21 protein-coding genes are annotated in these 24,435 nt (G+C 67.1%); 17 read left to right on the top strand and 4 right to left on the bottom strand.

Annotation, left to right across the window (positions count from 1 at the left end; genetic code table 11):
* Positions 1-34 precede the first annotated feature (34 nt).
* The 3 genes from ABZ420_RS07435 to ABZ420_RS07425 are packed head-to-tail and all read left to right on the top strand — an operon-like array spanning position 35 to position 4,740.
* Complete coding sequence (locus tag ABZ420_RS07435; protein WP_357118294.1) at positions 35-1,513, top strand: AMP-binding protein; 1,479 nt, start codon at positions 35-37, stop codon at positions 1,511-1,513.
* 33 nt (positions 1,514-1,546) lie between these two features.
* Positions 1,547-3,307, top strand: a complete 1,761-nt coding sequence (locus tag ABZ420_RS07430) for a DUF3556 domain-containing protein (RefSeq protein WP_357118291.1) — start codon at positions 1,547-1,549, stop codon at positions 3,305-3,307.
* Complete coding sequence (locus ABZ420_RS07425) at positions 3,304-4,740, top strand: NAD(P)/FAD-dependent oxidoreductase (RefSeq protein WP_357118289.1); 1,437 nt, start codon at positions 3,304-3,306, stop codon at positions 4,738-4,740. Before ABZ420_RS07430 ends, ABZ420_RS07425 begins: the two co-directional genes overlap by 4 nt.
* Positions 4,741-4,914: 174 nt before the next feature.
* Here the strand turns inward: ABZ420_RS07425 and ABZ420_RS07420 are convergent, their stop codons facing one another.
* Positions 4,915-5,694 (bottom strand): NAD(P)H-dependent oxidoreductase, encoded by a 780-nt coding sequence (locus ABZ420_RS07420; RefSeq protein ID WP_357118286.1) that lies wholly within the window; start codon positions 5,692-5,694, stop codon positions 4,915-4,917.
* A gap of 138 nt (positions 5,695-5,832) precedes the next feature.
* Here ABZ420_RS07420 and ABZ420_RS07415 point away from each other — a divergent pair, with 138 nt between their 5' ends.
* Entirely contained in the window at positions 5,833-6,681 is an 849-nt protein-coding gene (locus ABZ420_RS07415) for a helix-turn-helix transcriptional regulator (protein ID WP_357118283.1), read from the top strand.
* Between the two features lie 186 nt (positions 6,682-6,867).
* Here the strand turns inward: ABZ420_RS07415 and ABZ420_RS07410 are convergent, their stop codons facing one another.
* The 3 genes from ABZ420_RS07410 to ABZ420_RS07400 all read right to left on the bottom strand — a co-directional run bounded on the left by ABZ420_RS07410 (position 6,868) and on the right by ABZ420_RS07400 (position 12,278).
* The gene (locus ABZ420_RS07410) at positions 6,868-11,247 is read right to left on the bottom strand and encodes a caspase family protein (RefSeq protein ID WP_357118281.1); all 4,380 of its coding nucleotides are present in this window, start codon (positions 11,245-11,247) and stop codon (positions 6,868-6,870) included.
* Positions 11,248-11,360: 113 nt separating this feature from the next.
* On the bottom strand, positions 11,361-11,747 hold the full coding sequence (locus ABZ420_RS07405) for a hypothetical protein (protein WP_357118278.1): 387 nt from the start codon (positions 11,745-11,747) through the stop codon (positions 11,361-11,363).
* A 162-nt stretch (positions 11,748-11,909) separates the two neighbouring features.
* The gene (locus tag ABZ420_RS07400) at positions 11,910-12,278 is read right to left on the bottom strand and encodes a hypothetical protein (protein WP_357118275.1); all 369 of its coding nucleotides are present in this window, start codon (positions 12,276-12,278) and stop codon (positions 11,910-11,912) included.
* 860 nt (positions 12,279-13,138) lie between these two features.
* On the opposite strand from ABZ420_RS07400, the gene ABZ420_RS07395 reads away from it, so the two are divergent.
* The 13 genes from ABZ420_RS07395 to ABZ420_RS07335 all read left to right on the top strand — a co-directional run bounded on the left by ABZ420_RS07395 (position 13,139) and on the right by ABZ420_RS07335 (position 24,422).
* On the top strand, positions 13,139-13,372 hold the full coding sequence (locus ABZ420_RS07395) for a helix-turn-helix transcriptional regulator (RefSeq protein ID WP_357118272.1): 234 nt from the start codon (positions 13,139-13,141) through the stop codon (positions 13,370-13,372).
* Positions 13,373-14,496: 1,124 nt separating this feature from the next.
* On the top strand, positions 14,497-15,543 hold the full coding sequence (locus ABZ420_RS07390) for an alpha/beta hydrolase (protein ID WP_357118269.1): 1,047 nt from the start codon (positions 14,497-14,499) through the stop codon (positions 15,541-15,543).
* A 76-nt stretch (positions 15,544-15,619) separates the two neighbouring features.
* Positions 15,620-16,093: a hypothetical protein gene (locus ABZ420_RS07385; RefSeq protein WP_357118267.1), complete on the top strand. Its 474-nt coding sequence runs from the start codon at positions 15,620-15,622 to the stop codon at positions 16,091-16,093.
* Positions 16,094-16,362: 269 nt separating this feature from the next.
* Entirely contained in the window at positions 16,363-16,791 is a 429-nt protein-coding gene (locus ABZ420_RS07380; RefSeq protein WP_357118264.1) for a hypothetical protein, read from the top strand.
* Between the two features lie 36 nt (positions 16,792-16,827).
* Positions 16,828-17,670: an alpha/beta hydrolase gene (locus ABZ420_RS07375; RefSeq protein ID WP_357118262.1), complete on the top strand. Its 843-nt coding sequence runs from the start codon at positions 16,828-16,830 to the stop codon at positions 17,668-17,670.
* 71 nt (positions 17,671-17,741) lie between these two features.
* Positions 17,742-19,193 carry an NAD(P)/FAD-dependent oxidoreductase gene (locus ABZ420_RS07370; protein WP_357118259.1) on the top strand — a complete coding sequence of 484 codons (1,452 nt, stop codon included), beginning with the start codon at positions 17,742-17,744 and terminating at the stop codon, positions 19,191-19,193.
* Positions 19,194-19,499: 306 nt separating this feature from the next.
* Positions 19,500-19,709: a hypothetical protein gene (locus tag ABZ420_RS07365; protein WP_357118792.1), complete on the top strand. Its 210-nt coding sequence runs from the start codon at positions 19,500-19,502 to the stop codon at positions 19,707-19,709.
* Positions 19,710-19,732: 23 nt separating this feature from the next.
* Positions 19,733-20,488: an SDR family oxidoreductase gene (locus tag ABZ420_RS07360; protein WP_357118256.1), complete on the top strand. Its 756-nt coding sequence runs from the start codon at positions 19,733-19,735 to the stop codon at positions 20,486-20,488.
* A 10-nt stretch (positions 20,489-20,498) separates the two neighbouring features.
* Positions 20,499-21,482 (top strand): NADPH:quinone oxidoreductase family protein, encoded by a 984-nt coding sequence (locus ABZ420_RS07355; RefSeq protein ID WP_357118755.1) that lies wholly within the window; start codon positions 20,499-20,501, stop codon positions 21,480-21,482.
* Between the two features lie 42 nt (positions 21,483-21,524).
* Complete coding sequence (gene fabG, locus ABZ420_RS07350; protein WP_357118253.1) at positions 21,525-22,286, top strand: 3-oxoacyl-ACP reductase FabG; 762 nt, start codon at positions 21,525-21,527, stop codon at positions 22,284-22,286.
* Between the two features lie 14 nt (positions 22,287-22,300).
* Positions 22,301-22,753 (top strand): MaoC family dehydratase, encoded by a 453-nt coding sequence (locus tag ABZ420_RS07345; protein WP_357118250.1) that lies wholly within the window; start codon positions 22,301-22,303, stop codon positions 22,751-22,753.
* Positions 22,754-22,778: 25 nt separating this feature from the next.
* Positions 22,779-23,780: an NADP-dependent oxidoreductase gene (locus ABZ420_RS07340; protein ID WP_357118247.1), complete on the top strand. Its 1,002-nt coding sequence runs from the start codon at positions 22,779-22,781 to the stop codon at positions 23,778-23,780.
* Between the two features lie 15 nt (positions 23,781-23,795).
* Positions 23,796-24,422 (top strand): TetR/AcrR family transcriptional regulator, encoded by a 627-nt coding sequence (locus ABZ420_RS07335; protein ID WP_357118243.1) that lies wholly within the window; start codon positions 23,796-23,798, stop codon positions 24,420-24,422.
* The last annotated feature ends 13 nt before the right edge of the window (positions 24,423-24,435 follow it).

Genomic DNA, 24,435 nt, shown 5'->3' with positions numbered 1-24,435 from the left:
GCAAGTGAGCTGCTGCGTTAGCGAGGAGATCGACATGCACTTCGCCGCCCTGCCGGATGTACGCGCCGGGATCTTTCCCACCGGCCCGTGTCTCGCCGACGACAACCTGGGGCATATCACCAACGCCGAGTTCCTCGACGCCGTGCGCAAGTACGCCGATCGGTTGTCGAAGGCGGGGATCGGTGTCGGCGATGTTGTCGCCGTGATGCTGCCCAACCGGCTCGAATTGATCGTGGCATTGTTCGCGACCTGGCGGCTGGGTGCCGCGGCGACACCGATCGACCCATCGTCTACCGCAGCCGAGGCCGATTACCAGCTGGCCGATTCCCGCGCTCAGGTACTGGTCTGCGCTGACGAATGCGAGTCCGGTGAGGTGGATGGACCGCAGCGGATCTCGGTACCGGAGCTGGATCGCCACGAAGGCCGCGTCGGCGTCGCGGAAGCGACCGAGTTCTCGGACGACGTGCTGGCGTTGATCATCTACACCAGCGGTACCACCGGACGCCCGAAGGGCGTGGAGTTGACGCACGCGAACATCATGGTGATGGCCGAGACGATGGTCGCAAGCATGCGGCTGACCGCTGAGGACCACAGCCTGCTGATCCTGCCGCTGTTCCACGTCAACGGAATCGTGGTCAGCGTGCTGTCGCCGCTGCTGGCCGGCGGCCGGGCCACCGTCGCCGGTCGGTTCTCGCCAAGGACCTTTTTCGACACGGTCGAGGCGGCGCGGCCGACCTACTTCTCCGCGGTGCCCGCCATTTACGCCATGCTGTCGGCGCTTCCGGCCGACATCCGGCCCGACACCTCCTCGATCCGGTTCGCGCTCTGCGGTGCGGCTCCGATGCCTGTCGAACTGCTCGCCCGGTTCGAGGAGCGCTACGGTGTCCCGATCTACGAAGGCTATGGCCTGTCCGAGGGGACGTGCGCGAGCACGGGCAATCCGCTCGACGGCGTCCGCAAACCCGGCACTGTCGGTCTCCCGCTGCCGGGGCAGGAGATCGCCGTCGTAGACAGCGAGGGCAACTTCCTCAGCGCCGGATCGGTGGGCGAGGTCGTGATCAAGGGTCCGACCGTGATGCGGGGATACCTGGGTCGGCCCGAGGAGACGGCGAAGGCGATCGTCGATGGCTGGCTGCACACCGGAGACATCGGTCGCATAGACGCCGACGGCTACCTGACCCTGGTCGACCGCATCAAGGACATGATCATCCGCGGCGGGGAGAACATCTATCCAAAGGAGATCGAGTCCACGATCTACACCCACCCCCAGGTGCTTGAGGCCGCCGTGATCGGGCGACCGCACCCGGTGTACGGCGAAGTGCCCATCGCCTACGTGTCCTATCGCGACGGCGCCACGGTCGAGCCGGAACAGATGCTCGAGTTGCTCCGGAAGTCCTTGGCCGCCTACAAGATTCCCGAACTGATCGTGACCGTAGACGAGATCCCGAAGAACGCTGTCGGGAAGATCGACAAGCGGATTCTGCGCGGCCGCGCGGTCGAAGCGCGCCGCTGACCCCCTCCACTCCATCTCGAAAGAACATCTGCCATGGGATTCACGAAACCGGATCTTCCGGACATCGACTATGCCGAATGGAAGACCCGCCCGCGCGGTGAACGGCTCCGCACCGTCGCCGAACACTGGGTCGAGCACGGCTTCGGCACGCCTTATGCCGTCTATCTGCTCTATATCGTCAAATGCGCCTTGTACGTCCTCGGCGCGGCCGCGGTGATCTCCCTGACCCCTGGGCTCGGAGCGCTCACCGATATCACCTCGTGGGGGACCGAGCCGATCGTCTACCAGAAACTCGTCGTCTGGACTCTGCTCTTCGAAATCCTCGGGTTCGGCTGCGGCTTCGGACCGCTCACGATGCGGTTCCTGCCGCCACTCGGCGGGCCGCTGTACTTCCTGCGTCCCGGCACGCTGCGGCTGCCGCCGTGGCCGGGCAAGGTGCCGTTCACCCGTGGGGAGGAGCGCGGGGTCATCGACGTAGCTTTGTACGCGGTCGTCCTCGGATCCGGAATCCAGGCGTTGCTCGCGCCCGGTCGTGGCGTTCCGCCAGTGGACGGCGGCCATGTAGGTCTGCTCGATCCCAAGGTCGTCGTCGCTCTGGTCGTCGCCCTGTGCGCACTCGGATTGCGGGACAAGACGGTATTTTTGGCCGCCCGCCCCGAGCACTACCTGCTGATGCTGCTGATGTTCTTCGTCCCCTTCGCCGACATGATGATCGGATTCAAGCTGGTCATGCTGGCACTGTGGTGGGGTGCGGCCACGTCCAAGCTCAACCACCACTTCGGGCACGTGGTCGCCGTCATGATGAGCAACAGCCCGGTCATGCGACTGCGATGGCTCGAGCGCAAGATGTACCGCAACCCGCCGCAGGACCTGCGCCCGTCACGCATTCCGACTCTGCTGGCTCACGGCGGCACCTTCGTGGAATACCTGGTCCCCGCTTATCTCGTCTTCCTCGGCCACGGCGGCCCGCTGACCTGGGCGGCGATCATCTTCATGGCCGTTTTCCACCTGCACATCATTTCCACCGTCCCGATGGGCGTGCCGTTGGAATGGAACATCTTCTTCATCTTCAGCCTGTTCTACCTGTTCGGACACTACGGTTACATCCACCCGCAGGATCTTCGATCACCGCTGGTGCTCGCGCTGATCCTCTGCTCCACACTGGTTGTAATCCTGGGACACCTTCGGCCGCAATGGGTTTCGTTCCTGACGTCGATGCGTTACTACGCAGGCAACTGGGCCACCAGCGCCTGGTGTTTCCGCGGAGACGCCGAGCTGAAACTCGCGCAGCATGTGACCATGAGCGCCGCGCTGCCGGTCAGTCAGTTGACCAAGCTGTACGGCCCCGAGATCGCCGACATCCTCATGCAGAGCGGGCTCGGCTGGCGATCGATGCATACCCACGGCCGGGCGCTCAACGGTCTGATTACCCGCGCGGTCGACAACGAGGACGACTACGCCATCCGCGACGGAGAGATTGTCGCAGGCCCGCTGCTGGGCTGGAACTTCGGTGAAGGGCACCTGCACAACGAACAGTTGCTGGCAGCGGTGCAGCGGCGCTGCCAGTTCGAGGAAGGCGAGCTGCGCGTCGTCGTGCTCGAGTCCCAGCCCATTCACCGGCAACACCAGGCTTACCGCATCATCGATGCCAGGACCGGCGTCATCGAGGAGGGTTACGTGCTAGTCGAGGACATGCTTGCCCGCCAGCCGTGGCCGGAGCCGGGCGATCGATTCCCGGTTCATCCTCTCCGCCCCGACGAAATCCAGGGTCTGCCAGCGGTGCGGGCGCGATGACCACGGCGATCGTGGTCGGCTCCGGGCCGAACGGACTGGCTGCCGCAGTCACGCTCGCCCGTCACGGGGTCGAGGTCACCGTGCTCGAGGGCGCCGCCACCATCGGCGGCGGCACCCGCTCCGGCGAGCTCACCCTCCCCGGCCTGCTGCACGACCACTGCGCCATGGCCCACCCCATGGCCGTCGGGTCACCGTTCTTGACCGGAATCGATATGACCCGATACGGATTGGCATGGGCATGGCCCGAAATCGACTGCGTTCACCCGCTCGACGACGGCACAGCAGCAGTGCTGTACCAGTCCCTCGATGACACCGCGGCGGGCCTCGGGCCCGACGGGTCGATCTGGCGACGCCTGTTCGCCGGCCCCTCCGCTGGATACGAGGCGCTGGCGACGGATTTCATGCAACCGCTCCTACGGATACCGTCACATCCGCTGCGCTTGGCCCGATTCGGCATTCCCACCCTGATCCCTGCCGCGGTGCTCGTACGACTGTTCCGGACCGAGCAGGGAAGGGCGCTGTTCGCCGGGAACATGGCACACGGCTGGCAACCACAGCACCGGATCCTCTCCGCGGCGATCGGTCTCGGCATCACCACCGCGGGCCATCGCTACGGATGGCCGGTCGCGGTGGGCGGCTCGCGCGCGATCACGGATGCCATGGCGGCCGTACTGGAAGAGCTGGGCGGAAAGATCGAGACCGGCCTCTGGGTCGAGTCCCTCGACCAGCTGCCGCCGACCGACCTCGTGATATTCGACCTCGCCCCGGCTGCGATCGCCGACATCGCCGGTGACAGGCTGCCGTCGCGGATCTCGCGAGCGTACCGGCGATTCCGGCACGGGCCCGCCGCTTACAAGGTCAGCCTGGCCGTCGAGGGCGGTATCCCGTGGACCAACCCCCACGCACGCAAGGCGGGAAGTCTGCACATTTGCGGCAGCGCGGCCGACGTGGTTCGCGCCGAACGCGCGGTCCATCAAGGGCGGCTTTCCGACCGACCTTTCATCGTCGTCGGACAACAATACCTCGCCGATCCAACACGCTCACAAGGGCACGTACACCCGATCGACCTGTACGCTCATGTGCCACAGGGGTATTCGGAGGACATCACCGAAGCACTGCTCGGCGCGGTAGAGCGGTTCGCGCCGGGGTTCCGAGACCGCGTCCTCGCCACCACCGTGGTGCGCCCCACCGACATGCAGGCCTACAACCCCAACTATGTCGCCGGAGACATCATCACCGGCGACAAGGACATCCGCCAGCTGGTCTTCGGCGGACCACGCATCACCAGGCACCCCTATCATGTAGCGGACCGGATGTTCATATGCTCGGCGGCCGTACCGCCCGGGCCGGGAGCGCACGGTATGAGCGGATACAACGCCGCGGTCGCGGCCCTGCGAGAATTCGCCGCCCCACCGAGGCACAGATATCCGTAGTACCGCATGGCGGGCGCCCCTGACGTTCTCGGGCACCACCACGCTGACTCCCGTAACAACGTCGCCGGTTCTTGTTGCCCTTCGCACGCGCCGGAGCCGCCGACGCCTCATCCCCTGGGCCGGCTGCCGATGAATCCGGCTCGACCTCGGCGGTCTGCGACCGGCTTCCTCCGGTTAGCCGCGCACGTGCAGTCCGAAACCCGTGCGGCCTGCGGGTTCCAGTCCTTCCTTCAGGTGCAGTGAGGGGATCTGGTAGTCACCGAAGTTCTGCTGCCGGAACGCGATCGGTTCGGTCGACTCCAGGGTGAGCAGGCGCTGTTCCCATGCCTTGGCGACGGCCGGGTAGTCCTTGTCGGTCATCCGGTCGGTGCCGTACAGCACGAACGGCGGCAGCACCTCGATGCCCGGGTAGTAGAGGATGCCGTGCTGGATCGGGAACAGCAGATCATCGATGGGGCCGTTGATCCCGCGGGCCTCGTAATGCGACTCCGGGCCGCCGGTGGTCACCGACAGCAACGCCTTCCTACCCGCGAGGGTGCCTTCGCCGAAGCGCTCACCATACCTGGTGTCGCTGTGCTCGCCGACACCGTAGGCGAAGTGGTAGGTGAACACGCGGTCCACCCAGCCTTTGAGGATCGCGGGCATCGTGTACCACCACAGTGGGAACTGGAAGATGATCGTGTCGGCCCACAGCAGCTTCGCCTGCTCGTTGCGGACGTCCGGGGTGAGCGTCCCGGCGTCGAAGGCCCGGCCCGAGTCCAGGGAGACCTTCAGCGGACTCGAAGCGTCGGGGCCGTAGTCCGCAGCGTCCACGACCGCCTTCCAGTTCATCGCGTACAGATCGCTCACCCGTACCTCATGCCCGGCGGCCTCCAGCGTGGACACCGCGAGCTCCTTCAGCGAGCTGTTCAGCGACTTCGGCTCCGGGTGGGCATAAACGATCAGCGTCTTCATGAGAACTCCTTCGAATCAGGTGCTTTCGATCCTGGGCGTCGCCGCACCCGGCGTTCAGGGACGTCTCTTCCATCGGACAGGACTTCCTGGTAACGGCAGGGCCACCTTCACGGGCACCACCGAGGCCATACTGAGGGCATGGACGACCTCGCGGGCTTCCTGCGGACCCGGCGTTCCCGGGTCGAGCCGGCGTCCGTCGGCATCCCCACCGACGGCCACCGCCGGGTCGAAGGGCTGCGCCGCGAAGAGATCGCGCACCTGTCCGGAGTCAGCGTCGACTACTACGTACGCCTGGAGCAGGGCCGCGCGACCCAGCCCTCCGAGCAGGTCCTCGACGCACTCGCGCGCGTCCTCGGCCTCGACGAGACCGAACGCGGGCACCTGCACCGGCTCGCCCGGCAGCGCCGTCGCCGCGCGAAGGCGCCGGGCGGGCGGGTCCGGCCGGAGCTGCTGCGCGTCCTCGATCTGGTCGTCGACGCACCCGCGCTGATCATGGACCACCGCCTGGATGTGCTCGCCGGCAACCGCCTCGCCGGGCTCCTCTACGGCCGCCCGGTGCCGGGTCTGAACACCGCCCGGCACCTCTTCCTCGAGGAGGCCGAGCGCGGCCTGTACGCGGACTGGGAGAAATGCACCCTCGACGTGGTCGGGCATCTTCGCCTGGCCGCCGGCAAATACCCCGAGGACCCCCGCCTGGCCGCGCTCATCGGCGAGTTGGCGATGGGCAGCGAGCGCTTCCGCCGCCTCTGGGCCCGCGCGGACGTGCGCGCCCGCACCCATGGCCGTAAGGCGTACCGGCACCCGCTGGTCGGACTACTGGAACTGCACCAGGAGAACTTCGCACTACCGGACGAAACAGGTATGGAACTGGTGGTGCTGTCCGCGGCCCCCGGCAGCCCCGCCGAGGACGGACTGCGCCTGCTGGCGCGCCTCGGCGCGAACAATGGTGACGCGCATCCCACAATGAACGCTCAGGTCCGCGAGTAACTCAACGGCGCCACCCACCGCCGGGAACGCCTCAACACTGACGGTTTCCCGACGCGCGGCGAAGGGCCGCAGGTATTCCGTAGGCCGATCCGTCGACGGAACACCACAGTCGCAGAACTCGGGCGCTGGTCACGATGTTCCGTACAGGTGTTCCGCGAACTGTTCCGGTGAGCCCCCTCGAATTGTTCAGTAACAGGTCTCACGGTATGGCTGGTTGACCACGAACGTGTTCCAGGTTTCGCGATCCATTCCTCCGCCTGCCAGTTGACAAGCGAGAGAAGTGGGATTGTCGAGCAGGTCGATAAGGCGGCTGAGATCCCACCGCTGGAGGGTGCTGTCTGCGCCGATGGTGAACAGGGCACGGCTGTCCGCGCTGAATGCGAGGCGTGTGATCTCACCGTTGTGAGCTTGAATCGAGCCGCCCAGCCGGAGCGGTCCGTTGTCACTGATGAACCACGCCGACAGTGTGCCGTCGAAGCCGGCAGTCATCGCGATCCGGCCATCGGGGTTGAAACTGATCGCTGACACAGGAGAGGTGTGCGCGGGCACTGGAAGGCTGCGCCTGTGCGTGTAGCGCCGGTATTCATTGTCGCGTAGCGGCTCCCACAGGGTCAGTGTTCCATCCATTCCGCCGACGGCCAGTGTTCGACCTGCCGGGTCGAACGCGACGACGGACCCTTCGGAGCCAGGACCGGATAATTCGTAGGCGCCGCTGCCTCCGATTGGGCCGACCTCGGCCACGGGCCACAACTCGATCTGGCCGCCGATGGGACTCTCGCCTACCAGGTCTGTCGCCCTGATTCGAGCCATCGCGCGTGCCGGCAGGCTGACAGCGATCGGCCGGTGATAGTACGGCCAGGGATTGCCCATCGTGTTGGTGAGACCCGGTGTTCTGATGTCCCATTGGACGACGTACTCGGGATCGGACACCAGCAGTCTGGAGCCGTCGGTCGTGAACGTCAGGCCGGTGATCGTTCGTAGGGTTCCGCCGCGTGGTGCCGCTTGGCGCGACGGATGCCGCGGGTCCGCGACATTCCAAACCTCGATCACCGCCCTGTCGGGTGGGCGCCCTCCGCCTATGGCCAGCAGTGTGCCGCCTTCGTCGGCCGCTAGCGCAGTAACTCCGTTCTCGGCGCTGGTGTTCAACGTTGCGAGCGGTTCTCCGGTTGTGGTCCGTAGAAGAACCTGGTTCCCAGGCCCGTTGGTTGCTACCCAGGCACCGGTCGAAGCCAATGCCTTGCCTGACACGCCCAGAGCTGATTCGGCCTGTCGCGCCACCGCCCATTGCAGTGGTCGCATCGTCCACAGCGTCGAGCGCTGCCACGTTTCTCGAACTATCAGCCACTGGCCGTCCGGCGCGAACAGCAGGTCCCCGACTTCGCTTCCGACGGGAGTGGTTCCTGTTCGCTTGGGTGCCGTTCCCGTTACCTCCCAGAGTTCAACGGCGCCATTGCCGTTGTGCACTGCCAAAATCGAACTGCCGGGGCTGAAGGTCGCGGCTGATGCCCCTGCGAGCGGGGCACCGAGCGGCGCTGGGCGCGCCGGATCGGATATGTCCCATAGTTGGCAGCCCCCCGTCGCACATATCGCCGCCAGCCGACCGTCGGCGCTGATGTCGATGCCGGTGACCTGGTTCGGATCAAGGATGTCGTTGTACGGGCGCTGTAGTGACACCGGGACAGTGGCCAGCATCCGTAGCGGCCCCGCCGTCGGGACCTGGAACACCCGTGGCGGATCATTACCTACCCCGACCAATAGCAGGCGGTCGTCGGAGCGCAGAGTTAGGTGCTGCACAGGCGCGTCGACCGGCACCGGCTCGCCGAGCCGCCGGGGACTGGCGGGGTCGCTGAGGTCCCAGTAGCTCAGCATCCCCTTCTCGGTCCCGGTCACCAGGCGCGAACCGTCCGAACTCAGCGCGACCGCCTCGGTCTGCTCCCCAGCGCCGAACTCTGGACCGATGGGGCGGCCGTGCCGGGGGTCGGTGAGATCCCATATCCGCACCTTGCCGTGCACATCCGCGGTAACGAGGACGCGGCCATTCGAACTGAGTGACATCTCGGTAAGTTGCTCGGTCCCGACAAGCTCCCATTCACCGTCCGCGTGCGCTGGTGCCGGACCGTCGATCGGCCAAGACATGACCCTGCTTCTGTCGTCACCGCTCGTGCCGCTCCAGACTGTGAGTACGCGGGTGCGGTCGCCGGAGAACCCGATCGGCTGCCCGAGCATGGCTCCCATGAGTGATGTGGTCATGATCGCGTCGGCCAGGCTCGCACGGGTTACCGCATCACTCTCGATGCGATAGGCGGCGATCTCGAGTTGAAGCGCCCGCCGTGGATCGGCGGCACGTACCGAATCGGCCTGTGAGACGAGCAACCGCGTTGCCGCGACTCGCAGCTGTTCCTGGAGCCCAGTGGCGTACGCCTGCGATTCCTGTGTCCGCTTGATCGCGATTCCCCCGGCACCTGCGGCGACCACCGAAACGATCACCAGGACCGCCGACGCTACCTTCAACCAGCGGTTCGACCGTCGCAATTTGCGGTTCTGCAGGCGTTCGCGCTCCTGTCGCTCGCGCTCCCGGCGCGCCTGATCATCCGCGTCGGCGGAGCTGGCATCGAGAAATCGGCGCTCCAGATCGGTCATTTCTCGGCCGCGTGTATCAGCGTCGCGCCACAACTGCGCCTCTGCCAGGGCTCGACCCCGGTACAGCGCGCCCGGATCGAAGTCCAGTAACTCCCAGCGCAGGCTCGCGTCGCGGATCTGCTGTCCGCGAATGAGATCCATCCGGTCGCTGTCTATCCATTCACCCAATTGGGGCCATGCCCGCAGCAACACCTCGTGTGCGAGCGTGGCGGTGTCGGCGTCCATGGTCACCAACCGCGCTCGGGCGAAGGCGTCCAGCACAGCACGCGCCGGACCGTCTGCCTCAAACCTCGTCAGCGGCACTTTGGCTCTGGTGTGGTCGGCGGAGGTACCGACATTGACCATGAGAGGAAGCACTCGCCTCGCGACCTCGCGCGCTTGCGGATCGAGCGCTTCGAAGATCTTTTCGGCTTGCCGGCTGATCGCCGTCCGGATGCCGCCCTCGGCATCGTATCCGGCCACGGTCAGCTTCTTCCCGCTGCGGCGGCCCCACGTCAGCATCAGCGCGTAAGACAGCAAGGGCAGAGCACCGGCGGGGTTCAGCTCGGTGTCGTTGGCGCGCAACTCACGCAACACGACGCCGACCAGCTCGGGCTGCACCGTCAATCCTTCGGCCTGGGCGGGCCTTTCGATGGCCTCGGTCAGCTCCGCGTCGGTCATCGGTACAACCAGGCTGGTGCTCGTACGGAGCGCGTTGACCAGTCCCGGATACCCGAGGCAGCGATCGTAGAAGTCGGCGCGCAACACGAGAATGACCAACGCGTTGTGGCCAGAGCCGTCTTTCGCAGCCGCCGAGCACAGCGCATCGATGAAGTCCCGTCGTTCGCCTTCGCTCCAGGTGGTGAAGATCTGCTCGAACTGATCGACGATCAACATGGTGCGATCGGCTTGGCCTCGGCTACTTCGTGCCGCGGCTACCAGATCGGCGATCTCAGGTGGGCCAGTGTTTCCGTCGAGCCCCAGTGTTGCGGCCAACTGTGCCAGTGGCGGGTTCTCATCGAGTGTGAACAGCCGCACCCGCCAGCCGCTCGATCCTGGCAGCACCCCCTTCCCGAGCCGCGGGACGACGCCGGCGCGCAGCAGAGACGACTTTCCGGACCCGGAAGGACCGAGCACCACCAGCGGGCCGCCCTCGTCGACTTTGCGGCCGATGGCCTCGACTACCTCGTCGATCGCGTCTGAACGTCCGAAGAAATAGCGCGCGTCGGCGGATTCGTACCGCTCCAGTCCACGGTAGGGACAGATCGTGCCGTCATCCGCCACCACAGGTGGCGGCTTGTCAGCGCCGGTGCCGGTAGAAAGACCGGCGTTCCGTGCGAGGATCAACTGAGCCGACGAGTCGCTGGCGAACTGTCGGGGGCGCGGATATCCGCGCTGCTGCAACCGCCGATCGAGGCATTCGTAGATGTCGGCCAGACTCAGCCATGGGCGACGCGTCGGATCTCCGACCTCGAGGAGCCGTAACAGTTCTCCGGTGAATGCCGTGTACGTGTCGCCGGGCCTCGCCAGGGCGGTCTCATTGCGCGCCGCCGCGGACATCACGTAGGCGCCGCGCACCGCGGTCGCTATGAATGGGTCGGCAGCGGTCGCAGTGGGGGCGCTGCTCGCTCGCTCAGCGAAGCAGCAATCAAGTATGACCACCGTTGTCAGAGCCTTCGACCGCCTGACCTGCTCGCGCACGGTCGCGTACGGCAGTGCGCGATAGCTGAGCTCGTCGACCGAGCTGATAGTGCTCGTTGTCGCCAGGTAAAGCTCACGATCCGGACCGATCAGACCGTGCCCGGTGAAGTAGATCAACAGCACACTGGTGGCTCGTCTCGCCGCCTCGGTGACAGCCGAACCGAACTCTGTCGGGTCGGCGGGGTCGTGCAGGACGCGTACCGCATCCGGATCCGCGCCGCACCGGTCGACAAGCGCAGCTGCCAACGCCTCTACCGACCTCGGTATCGCAGGAACCGAGGGCAACTCGGTTCCCACGTGGTGCCCGGTCCCTACCAGCAGGACACGGGCACCCTCCGCCGCGAGTCCGCGCAGGTCGCTCATCGGCTGGGGGCGCGACCGGATTCCAATCGCATCGCCAAGTCGCTGGAAAGCTGCATCACCTGTTCCGGCGAAAGGCCCCTTATATTCTGAGCCTCCACTTCCATAGTGGTGCCGTCCGAACCGAGCATCTTCACCACCACCGATGCGGGTCGCGTGCGTATCCAGGCCACGACCGCGGTGGCCAATGCGCCGGCGACAGCTGCCGCACCACCTTGTCCCAAGGCGACGATGAGCACCTCCTCCACCGCGCCGAGTTCACCTTCAGCGGGCGGAGCCGCCTGACGCCGAACCGCACCGCGCAGCTCGTCGACATCGACCAATTCCTCTTCTAGAAAACGCAGTTCATCGATATCGTCCGACGCCACCGCGATGATCAGTTCCATACCAGCCTCAACATTCCAGCAGCCGTCGACCCATTGAGATCATCATCCATCGAAGCCCGCCCCGGAGTAAACGCAGTGCGGTGATATCGCCGGCCGCGTATCCGCTGTTCGACGGACACGCGGCCGCGACTCACCGCACCATCGCCCAATCATTGCCTTGCGCTACAGAAGCTCGATCCGACCAGGCTCGGGCAGCGCGCGTGGGGGTTCGTCCGTATACCAGGCGTATCCGATCCCGCTGAGCCAGCCGTTCTCGGTCCATAGAATGACCTCGCCGATCGGTGATCCGGTGCGATCGGTGACCGCTCCGCTGGCGAAGATGCCGTCCAGCTGACCGGATGCTTGCACCGGACCGGGCTGCACCATCAGATCGACGCTGGGTGAACCGATACCCCAGGTTGCGAGGACCTGCGAATACGGCAACTGCGCCAGATATTCAGAGGCCCCGGGGACATTCGAAGACAACAGCTTCGTGACGACGCTGATTTCCAGGTCGGTCAGCGCGCGCGGCGGAATCGGTGTACTACTCATGCGTTCGGGAGTTCTGCCGATACGTCTAGGACGATCCAGCGCTACCCGAGTTGAGACGTTGTCCAGGGCGCGGCTTCTCGTAGTTGACGTAGTACCAGTCGCCGTGTGTGTTGTAGCACCGGGCGTTGTAGCCCATCGCGCGGTACTGGTCAGCGAGTATTTCGCAGTTTTTGCGCCCCCATACGCTCTCGGTATCCGCAGCGGACGCTACCCCCGTCGCGATGATCGCGGCCGTAGCGCCGGTCACCAGGAGCGCGGCGGTCGTGCGAACCGCACGTGTGTAACCCATAATTCTGGCTTCCCCTCATCAATCGTGAGAATGCACGCTATCAAGAGGGAAACTCGTTGAGCGGCAGCAATCTACCGATTAGGGGCTACAACAAACTCTCGGTTGATGTACGGCGTGCGGGCGGCGAGCCCAGATCTGCCGAGCATGATTCAGGTATGCATGGGCTGTGATCGCTTGCTGCACCGCGCGAGTGTGGTCGGCATCGACGGGACCAGCTTCGGCTACGGCACCACCGCGAGACCGCCGAGAATCTGCGCAAGGCGGTGAACGCTGGTGTCACGCCCACGCGAACTCGACGCGGCAGGTGCCGACGTCGCCACCTACCGTGGCGGCCGTCCGTCACTTCCCAGGCAGCTCGGTGCCTCCATGGCCGCGTGCTCGATCCGGGAGAGATTGCTGCCAGGGATTTGATGCCGCTCGGTGTGACCACACTCGTGATCGATGGAATACCAAGCCATTTCGTCTCCTTACCTTGCTATACAACGGTGTTGTACAATATGGTTGTATCACGTCACAGTAGGGTTGTACATGCGTGTCGTAGGCTCGGTCCGAACCGCCACGGAGGACGAGCATGGACGAGGGCACCGACACCGGGCTCGCAGCCGATAGGGCTGCCGAGGGCGCCGCGTTGCGTGCGCTCTCGCGGCGAGTCGAGGACGGAGACACTGCCCGCGCCGAACGCGCAGAGTTGATCCGTCGGCTCTACCGAACCGGCTGGACGCAAGAAGCGCTCGCCCGCGAGTGCGGCATCAAGCAACAAACGGTATCGAGGATCGTCTCCTCCGGTTCGCCTCCTCCCGTGTAACGGATGGTCGTTCGCGATCGCGATACGCAAGCCCTGCGGTGCGATCCGGAAAACGGGCCCACTCGGCTGCGTCCTTCACAGATACGTTGCCCGAACGTATCTGGGCACATCGTTGCTGGGCGCGTCCGATCAAGGTCTGTGCGCGGTGCTCGATGTTCTGCTTGTTCGTGGCAAGGTATGCCTCGACGGCCCGATGCCGTGGGGACCGATTCCGGTGACAGCAGCCAGCCGCCGCAGCGGCGGCAGTGCGCGACGAGTCGCAGCGTCGGCCGAGTGTCGGTGTGCCATGTCTTTCCCCTTCGGCCGCGAGTGGCAGGTACGGCCGCAGCCTGACACGAAGCACCGACACGTACTCGCCGAACTCCCTCACCGCGCAGCAGCAATGCGGCTCACTCCGATGAACCGCACCGCTCTGCGGTGCGCCAACAACGTCTGGATCAACGGCGGCGGATCCGTCCAGTTATAGGTGGCACATTCGCGGGCGGCCGGGCGCAGGCACGCGCTCGCCGTTCAGCGTCGGGATGAGCGTGCCGCTTGCTATAGCGGGCCGCGACGCCTCGCGGGCCTGCAACCGCACAACTCGACGGCGGCCGCACCCTCCCGGTCGCCGCGGTGGATCGCGCTACCGAACGGGCTTCTACGAAGAGGAGATCAACGACGCGCTGGCGGCGATTCGAAACCTCGCAGGATAAGACTTCTCTCTGGTCCGATCGCGCACACGGTTTCGTCCCTACGACCACCGACCAAGGATCTCGAGCGCCTGACGACCGAGTTCCAGCAGCAGCGGCCGCTGCCGACGCTGGGGACAGGGACGGTTGGACCGAGTCGCTACAACGACACCGTCGTGCTCACGCGAAACTTCAGCGCCATCCGGCTGCCGAATGCCCCGCCGGGACCAGCGGAAGTTCTGGTCCGGTGCGCAGCGGGCTAGGGCGACCATGGTGCGCCTTCTCGTCCCAGGCCGAACGCGCTGCGGTGCCGGTCGCGGCGATGACCGACAGTCATCCGGGTGGCAGCGGCAGTCACCGATTACGTCATCCGACGGACGCGGCGGGGTACGGGCGCTGCCTAGCGTCGATGGCGACCGGATGCGGTCAGGAGCCGAGCCTTCCGAGGGAGTTGCGATGACCATCAACAGACGACGATTGTTCGGCGGAGCGCTGGCCGTGGGCGCCGCAGGGGTGGCCGCGGGCTCACTCGCTGCCTGCTCTGCCGCGGAGTCGACGACCGCTACCGCACCGGCGGGCGCAGCCCTGCGCGCCGGAGCGGGCGCACACACGACCCTCGGCCCGGTCAAGCAGATCGAGGCGGGACTGCTGAACGTCGGTTACGTCGAGTACGGCTCCGCCACCGGCACACCGGTGTTGCTGCTGCACGGCTGGCCGTACGACCCCTTCAGCTACGCCGACGTCGGGCCGCTGCTCGCGACGGCCGGTTACCGAGTGATCGTGCCCTACCTGCGCGGTTACGGATCGACTACGTTCCGGTCGGAGCGGACCGTCCGCAACGGCCAGCAGTCGGCGATCGCCCGCGATGTGGTCGATCTCATGGACGCGCTGGGTATCGACGCGGCCATCCTCGGCGGATTCGACTGGGGATCGCGCACCGCCGACATCGTCGCCGCGTTATGGCCACAACGCTGCCGGGCCCTGGTCTCGGTGAGCGGATACCTGGTCACCTCGTTGACCGGCAATCAGCAGCCGCTGCCCCCGCAGGCCGAACTCGGCTGGTGGTATCAGTACTACTTCGCCACCGAGCGCGGCCGCCTCGGCTACGCCCGCAACCGGCACGACTTCAACAAACTGATCTGGCGCAACGCCTCGCCGCAGTGGAACTTCGACGACGCCACCTACGGCCGCAGCGCGGCGGCGTTCGACAACCCCGACCACGTCGACATCGTCGTCCACAACTACCGCTGGCGCCTAGGGCTGGCGCCGGGCGAACCGCAGTACGACGGCTACGAGCAGCAACTCGCGGCCGCTCCGCCCATCGCCGTGCCCACCATCACCCTGGCCAGCGACTTCGACGGCGCGGCCAAGGACGGCGCGGCCTATCGCGGCAGGTTCACCGGCCGATACCAGCACCGGGTGCTCGACGGCATCGGGCACAACGTGCCACAGGAGGCTCCGAAACCCTTCGCCCAAGCGATCATCGACGTCGACCACCTGTGAGGCCGGTGCGTCGAACACCCGTGGTACTGCTGCGCGGCGCGTGGTTGCACGCGTCGTCGTGGCAAGGGTGGACGCGGTGTCTCACGAGCCGGCGTACGCGGTGAGCGCTCCCCGATGGCCGGGTGAGCCGGACACCGTGGCCGCGACCCGCGCCGATCCTTCCGGGTGGCGCGGTCTCGGGCTGGCCGCACCGACCGCGCACTACGCGCGCGTCGCGCGCTCGTTCGACACTCCCCCGGTGCTCATTGTCGAGGTCGCGCGCGTGCGCCAGCAGCGGGTACAGGAACTGGCGCAGCCCCGCGTAAGGCAATTGGGATTCGGCTTCGACACCGGTCACGCGCAGGACCTCGTGCTCGGAGCGCTCCGCCATATCGGCGGCGTGCGCGAGCAGCGCGCTCTTGCCCACACCGGTTTCGCCGCGCAGGATCAGCGACCTGCGGCCCCGGGCTGTCACGACAAGAAAAGCTGCGCCTGCTCGTCGTCGCGGCCCACCATCGCCGCGGCACCTGACTCCATGTCGGTCGCTCCTCTCGCGCTGCGGCAAGACTAACCGGTCGGTTCCGGAGCGACGACGCTCCGTCGCGGCGGCGATACCGAGGTCATTCGACCGTTCGCGCGTCCGGCAAGAGCCGCCGAAGTGCCGCGGAAGATACGTCACCGCTACGTCATCCGACGGATTCGGCGCTGTGCCCTCGGCAGCGATGCTCGACAGGCAGCCGGAACCGTCACCGCGGGCCGGCGGCGCGGCCCGCCCGTCGGGCCGCCGGACACCGGCGTCCCGCCCGTCCGGACTTCGTACCGATGCCCAGGAGCAGCCTCATGACCACGGTCCGTTTCCATTTGCAGTCCACCCTCTCTCCGGCCGAGGTCGTGCGGGTGCTCACCGACTTCGGCCCCGGACGTGCCGAAGCGTGGCCGACCATCGACGCCGAGCACTTCGCCGTCCACGAACGCGGCGAGACCTGGGCCGAGGTCACCGAGGGCACCGCAGCCGCCTGGGAGCGGGCGCGCTACGAGTGGGAGCCGGGGGGCGACACCGTCCGGATCAGCACGCTGGACTCCAAGCTCTTCGGCCCGGGCGGCGGCTGGGTTTTCCGGGCGGTGCCGCAGAACGAAGGCTCCCGCGTCGAAATCGAATTGCTCCGCACCCCAAGCACTCTCAAGGGCCGGGCACTGGCGGTGCTGCTGGCCCTGATCGGTCCTTCCTCGCTGCGCAAATCCTTCGCCGGTCCACTGCGCGCCGCCTGACCTGCCCCCTGACTCATCCACCGAAGCGAGACCATCATGAAAGACACCCGACGCAGCGGCGTCCGTATCCCCCGGCTCGCTCGCGCGGCGACCGCGCTTGCGGCCGTCGTGGCAGGGGGCGCGCTGGCCGTGGCGTGCACCGCGAGCACCACCACCCACGCCGACCCAACGCCGGACGCGCCGCGACCGACCATCGTCCTCGAACACGGGGCCTTCGCCGACGGTTCGAGCTGGAACGAGGTCATCGAGCGCCTCACCCGCGACCGGTATCGCGTCGTCGCCGCGGCGAATCCGCTGCGCGGCCCCGCCTCCGACGCCGCAGCGCTGAAAGCCTTGCTCGGCACCATCGACGGACCCGTGGTCTTGGTCGGGCACTCCTACGGCGGCTCGGTGATCAGCGCGGCGGCAGCGGGCAATTCCCAGGTGGAAGCACTCGTCTACGTGGCGGCATTCCTGCCCGCTCCTGGGGAGACTGCGCTCGACCTCACCGGCCGCTACCCCGGCTCGACGCTGCCCGCCGCCCTGGGCCACATTCCGTCCACCAGCGCCGACGGCACGACGGGTGAGGACCTCTACATCCGGCCGGACGCGTTCCACGACCAGTTCGCCGCCGACATCTCCGTCGCTCGCGCGGCCCTCATGGCAGCCACCCAACGCCCCATCGCGCAGTCCGCCCTCACGGAGCCCGCCACGGCGGCGGCCTGGACCGACAAGCCCAGCTGGGACGTGATCACCACCGAGGACCGCAACATCCCCGTCGCGGCCCAGCGGTTCATGGCCGAACGCGCTCACGCCCACGTCACCGAAGTGGCCGCCTCGCATTCGGTGGCCGTCTCACATCCGGGCGTCGTCGCCGACGTCATCGAACAGGCCGCCTAGGGCGCGCACCGATAACCACAAGAACAGGACAACCCGATCGTGGACATGAAATCGGAAGTCGTCGTGCGGTCATGACAGACGAGAACTCTCGGACCTACGACGTCGTGGTCCTCGGGGCAGGCCCGGTCGGCGAGAATGTGGCCGACCGAACCAGCGCCGCCGGACTGCGCACCGTCATCGTGGAGGCCGAGCTGGTCGGCGGCGAATGCTCCTACTGGGCTTGCGAACCCAGCAAAGCGCTGCTGCGGCCCGCCCTGCTGCACGCCGAGGCCCGGCGGGTACCGGGCGTCGCCGCGGCGCTCACCCGGCCCCTGGACGCCGCGGCCGTCCTGGCACACCGCGATCGCATGTCCGCCCACTGGGACGACCGCGACCAGGTCGACTGGCTCGGCTCCGCGGGCATCACCCTCGAGCGCGGGCACGGGCGGATCACCGGCGAGCGACAGGTGACGGTCGAGACCCCGGACGGCGCGACGCTGAACCTCACCGCCCGGCACGCGGTGGCCGTGTGCACCGGCACCCGCGCGGCGCTGCCGCCGCTGCGGGGGCTCGAGACGGTGCGCGCGTGGACCAGCCGGGAGGCCGCCAGCGCACGCGCGGTGCCCGGCCGACTGGTCGTCCTGGGTGCGGGCGTGGTCGCCGCCGAGATGGCCACAGCCTGGCAGGCGCTCGGCGCGCAGGTCACGCTCGTCGCCCGCGAGTCCCGGCTGCTGCCCCGCGTCGAGCCCTTCGCCGCGGAACTGGTCGCCGACCGTCTGCGGGCGGCGGGCGCCGATCTCCGCTTCGCCACCACCATCGTCCAGGCCGAACGGGCGGGCGGACCGGACGACGGCGTGCACGTCACGCTCGTCGACGGCAGCCGGATCATCGCCGACGAACTGCTGCTGGCGACGGGCCGCGCACCCCGCACCGACGACATCGGACTCGAGACAATCGGACTGACCCCTGGGCAGTGGCTCGACACCGACGACACCTTCGCCGTGACCGCGGTCGGCGGGGACTGGCTGTACGCGGTCGGCGATGTCAATCACCGCGCGCTGCTGACCCACCAGGGCAAGTACCAAGCGCGGATCGCGGGCGCCGTCATCGCCGACCGGGCCCGCGGTCTCGCCCTCGACACCGGCGTGTGGGGGCGGCACGCCGGCACCGCCGACCGGGTAGCGGTGCCGCAGGTGGTGTTCACCGACCCGGAGATCACCGCCGTGGGTCTCACCACCGAAGACGCCGAGCGCTGCGGGCAGAAGGTCGACGTCGTCGACTACGACCTCGGCCGGATCGCCGGCGCGCTGCAACACACCCCCGACTACCGGGGCCACGCGCGGATCCTCGTGGACCCGGACCGGCACGTGGTTGTCGGCGCCACCTTTGCCGGCGCGGGCGTCGCCGAACTGCTGCATTCGGCCACCGTCGCGATCACCGGCGAGATCCCGATCGACCGCCTCTGGCACGCTGTCCCGCCCTTCCCCACCATCAGCGAGGTGTGGCTGCGCCTGCTGGAGACCTATCGCGACCAGCGACGCTGACCCTTCTCCGCCGGCACCGCGCCGCGGTACGTCCACGGCTGGTGCTCGCCCTCCGCCATTCGAACCCGTCGCCGGTGCCTGAATGCCACAGCCGCAGGCCAAGCGATCGGACGATCTGCTGTGAGTCGATACCACCGGCACAGGCGAGGCTGACTGCCCAAGAGCTGTCGGTGATGAGTCGCGCCCGGGAATGTGCCCTGTGTCACAGTTCGAATCGGCCCTGACGTATTGACCACCGCCGGTCCGTCCAGCATGGTGTCGAGAGGTTAACAAGCGCTCAGTAACTTGCCCGGAAGGTTCGCACTCGTGCCCGAAGCCGTCATCGTCTCTGCCGCCCGGTCGCCGATCAGTCGCGTCGGCAAGGCTTCGTCGCGGAATCTCCGGCCCGACGACTCGGGGGTGCGGATCGTGCGGGCCGCGCCGCCGAAGCAGTTCCACGACAAGCAGATCGGTTCGGAGACGATGTGCGTCGGCGGCGGTCGGGGCGAGGCGATGGCGCTCGAAGGCTTGTCGTAATCGCCGATCCGCAAAGGGACTCAATGATGAACAGATTCGAAGGCAAGACAGCGATCGTCACCGGTGCGAGCCGGGGCATCGGGCTCGGCATCGCGCAGCGCTTGGTGGACGAGGGCGCGAGCGTCGTGATCACCGCCCGTAAACAGGACGCCCTCGACGAAGCGGTGGAAGCACTGGGCGGCCCCGACCGCGCGCTGGCCGTCGCGGGCCGCGCCGATGACGTCGAGCACCAGGCGGAGACCGTCGCTCGCGCGATCGACACGTTCGGAAGCGCCGATCTCCTCGTCAACAACACCGGCATCAACCCGGCATTCGGGCCGATGGTCGATCTGCCGTTGGAGGTGGCACGCAAGATCGTGGAGGTCAACTGTCTGGCCGCGCTGTCGTGGGTGCAGCAGACGTACCGGGCCTGGATGAAGGACTTCGGGGGCGCGATCGTGAACGTGTCGTCGGTCGCCGGTGTCAAGCCCGCGCCCGGCATCGGCTTCTACGGTTCGAGCAAGGCGATGCTCACGCACATCACCCAGGAACTCGCGGTCGAACTCGGCCCGAAAATACGCGTCAACGCAGTCGCCCCGGCGGTGGTGAAAACGAAGTTCGCCACCGCTCTCTACGACGGCCGGGAGGACGAGGTCGCCGCGGCCTACCCGCTCGAGCGGCTCGGCGTTCCCGAGGATATCGGCAGTGTGGTGGCGTTTCTGCTGTCCGACGACGCGAGCTGGATGACGGGGCAGTTGCTGGTCGTGGACGGCGGCGTCACGCTGACGGGTGGGGTCTGAGATGGCGCGGATGAAGGCGTGGCGCGTCCACGAGCTGGGCGAACCGCGCGCGGTGCTGCGGCTCGATGACGTGGAAGTTCCGGAACCGGGGCCGAGCCAGGTTGTCGTGCGGGTCTCCGGCGCCGCGGCGAACTTTCCCGATGTGCTGATGTGCCGCGGCCGCTATCAGGTCCGGCCGCCGTTGCCGTTCACGCCCGGCGTCGAATTGTGTGGCGAAGTGGTGGCGCTCGGCGCCGACGTAGCCGGGATCACTGTGGGCGACCGGGTGCTCGGGGGCGCGGCGCTGCCCCACGGTGGTTTCGCGGAATTCGCCGTGCTGGAGGCCGCCCAGACGTTCCCCGCGCCGCCGTCGTTGGATGACGCGGAGGCGGCCGCACTGTTCATCGGCTACCAGACCGGCTGGTTCGGGCTGCATCGGCGCGCCGGATTGTCGGAGGGCGAGACCCTCCTGGTGCATGCCGCGGCGGGTGGCGTGGGCAGCGCCGCGATCCAGCTCGGCAAGGCCGCGGGCGCCCGGGTGATCGGAGTCGTCGGCGGTGCCGAAAAGGCGGCCTACGCCAGGGATTTGGGTGCCGACGTAGTCATCGATCGTCACCAGCGGGACTTCGTCGACGTCGTCAAGGACGTCACCGGCGGTCGCGGTGCCGACGTGATCTACGACCCGGTCGGCGGCGAGGTGTACCAACGGTCCACGAAATGCGTCGCCTTCGAGGGCCGCATCGTGATCGTCGGGTTCGCCGGCGGCGAGATACAAACCGCCGCGTTGAATCACGCACTGATCAAGAACTATTCGATTCTCGGTTTGCACTGGGGTTTGTACAACACCCAGGATCCGGCCGCCGTCGCCGAATGCCACCGCGCGCTGACCGCACTCGCCGCCGATGGCGCGATCCGCCCGCTGGTCAGTGCCCGGCTGAAACTGGATGACGTCGCCGACGCCGTGCAGCGACTCGCGGACGGCGAGACCGTCGGCCGCGTGGTCTACACGCCCTGAGCCCAAGAGTTTCCACCGCAATCACATCTTCGAGGAGTATTCATGACCCATCCGACACAGCGGATCGCGGTCGTCACCGGCGCGGCTCGCGGAATCGGCGCCGCTGTCGCCCGGCGGCTGGCCGCTGACGGTATGGCGGTAGCCGTGCTCGATCTGGACGAGGCCGCCTGCGAGACGGTCGTCGACGAGATCGAGTCGGCCGATGGCCGCGCGCTCGCGGTCGGTGTCGACGTTTCCGACGAGGCCGCGGTCACCCGGGCGGTCGATCGCGTGGCCGCCGAACTGGGCGCACCGGCGGTGCTGGTCAACAACGCCGGGATCCTGCGCGACAATCTGCTGTTCAAGATGAGTGTCGACGACTGGGATGCCGTCCTGAATGTGCACCTGCGCGGGTCGTTCCTGCTGGCCCGGGCGGTGCAGGCGCACATGATCGAGCAGAAGTGGGGTCGCATCGTGAACCTGTCGAGCACATCGGCACTCGGCAACCGTGGCCAGGCCAACTACGCGGCCGCCAAGGCCGGCTTGCAGGGATTCACCAAGACGCTCGCACTCGAACTCGGCAAGTTCGGCGTCACCGCGAACGCGGTCGCCCCTGGTTTCATCGAGACGGAGATGACCGCGGCCACCGCCGCCCGGATGAACATTCCCTTCGAGGAGTTCAAGACGGCGATGGCCGCCCAGATTCCGGTCGCCCGTACCGGCACTCCCGCCGACGTCGCGCACACCGTGTCGTTCCTGGTGAGCGAGGACGCCGGATTCGTGTCCGGACAGGTTATCTACGTGGCCGGCGGCCCGCGGAACTGAACGGAGGAAGACCTGTGCGGGTATTTCAGGGCTTGTCCGAGCTGGCGTCCGCAGTCGGCACCCACCTCGGCTACAGCGATTGGCACGCGGTGACCCAGGAACAAATCGATCGCTTCGCCGAAGCTACCGGGGATCATCAATGGATCCATGTGGATCCCGCGAAGGCCGCCGCCGGACCGTTCGGCACCACCGTCGCACACGGGTTTCTCACCCTGTCGATGGTGCCGATGCTGGCCGGACAGGTGTACACGGTGCGGGGCCTATCGATGGGCGTCAACTACGGCACCAACAAGGTGCGATTCCCGACTCCGGTCCCGGCCGGATCCCGGGTGCGAGCCGGTGTCGAGCTGGTCTCGCTCGTGCCGGGCACGATCGGATCGCAGGCGGTGATCCGAGTGACCGTGGAGCTCGAGGGCTCGGACAAGCCCGCGTGTGTAGCCGAGACGGTCGCGGTGCTGGTGCCGTGATGACCGATCAGGAGGAGGAGAACACGTGACGACAACCCAGCAGGTGCGGCTCGCGAAACGGCCGTCGGGGCTGCCCGACGCGGGCACTTGGAACCTGACGACCGAGGAACTGCCCGCGCTCGTCCCGGGCCAGATCCTGGTCGAGGTGAATTTCATCTCCCTCGATCCGGCCATGCGCGGCTGGCTCAACGACGTGCGGTCGTATGTGCCTCCGGTCGGGGTCGGGGAGGTCATGCGGTCGCTGGATATCGCGACCGTTGTGGAGTCGACGCATCCGGACTTCGCCGTCGGCGACGCCGTCAGCGGAACTTTCGGCGTGACCGAATACGCGATCCACGACTGCCGCGGGGTGCAGAAGGTCGATTTGACCGCGGCGGGCGGTCCGACCTGGTTGGGCACGCTGGGAATGCCGGGGATGACAGCCTATTTCGGCTTGCTCGAGGTCGGCGGCCTGCGAGCCGGAGACACGGTGGTGGTGTCCGCGGCCGCAGGTGCCGTCGGCAGCATCGCCGGTCAGATCGCGAAGATCAAAGGCGCGACGGTGATCGGGATCGCGGGCGGCGCCGAGAAGTGCCGGATGCTGACCGAGGAACTCGGCTTCGATGCGGCCATCGACTATCGGAGTGAGAACGTCCTGCTGCGGCTGCGGGAGGTCGCTCCGGAGGGGATCGACGTCTATTTCGACAATGTCGGCGGTGACATCCTCGATGCCGCGCTGGCCAATCTCCGGCGTGGCGCCCGCATCGTCATCTGTGGTGCGATCTCGGCGTACAACGCGGAGAAGCTCCCTCCTGGACCTTCGCGGTATATGTCACTGCTCGTCAACCGGGCGTCCATGACGGGCTTCGTCGTTTTCGACTACGCGGATCGTTACGGCGAGGCGGTCGCGGAGATCTCCGGGTGGCTGGCCGAGGGCAGGATCAAGAGCAGGGAGCACGTCGTGGACGGCGGGGTAGCTCGCTTCGGTGAAACCTTGAACATGCTGTTCACGGGTGCCAACACCGGCAAACTCGTGCTCGCCGTGTAGAGCCATACTGTCCAGGTGACCGATACAGAGGACCGCTCGCGCGCGGACCAGACCCGAGCGCGGCTGCTCGACGCGGCGGTGGTCGCCTTCGCCGAACGCGGCTTCCACGGCTCGACGACCCGCGACATCACATCGATCGCCGGAGTGAGCACGGGGGCGATCTACGTCTACCACCGTTCCAAGGAAGAGTTGCTCTACCAGATCTCGCGCGCCGGTCACCTGGACACCCTGGAGCGCGTCCGCACCGCCATCGCTTCGGCACAAGACCCCGCCGAGCAACTGATCGCCGTGATGAGGGAGTTCACGATCCATCACGCGCGCGCCCATACGGTCGCCCGCATCATCAACTACGAACTCGCCGCTCTCAGCCCAGAACATCAACAGGAGATCAAGGAGACCCGGCGTGCCATCGAAGGAGAGGTCCGGAGCCTGATCGAGCGAGGGGCGGCCGCCGGAGTGTTCGAGAACTCGAATATCCATATGGCCGCGACCGCTCTGCTCTCGCTCGGAATAGACATCGCGCGCTGGTATCACGAGGGTGGTTCCTGGTCGCCGGAGGACATCGGCGACTATTACGCGGACCTCGCGCTGCGAATCGTGGGCGGTCGGCGGCCGAGTCACCCCGATTCCGCTCGATCGTGAAGATCCGCTGTCT

Origin of the sequence: Nocardia sp. NPDC005745 (assembly GCF_040630775.1) — a bacterium.
GTDB lineage: Bacteria > Actinomycetota > Actinomycetes > Mycobacteriales > Mycobacteriaceae > Nocardia.
The sequence above is the reverse complement of the archived record's forward strand: the minus strand, read 5'-3'. Positions and strand labels throughout refer to the sequence as shown.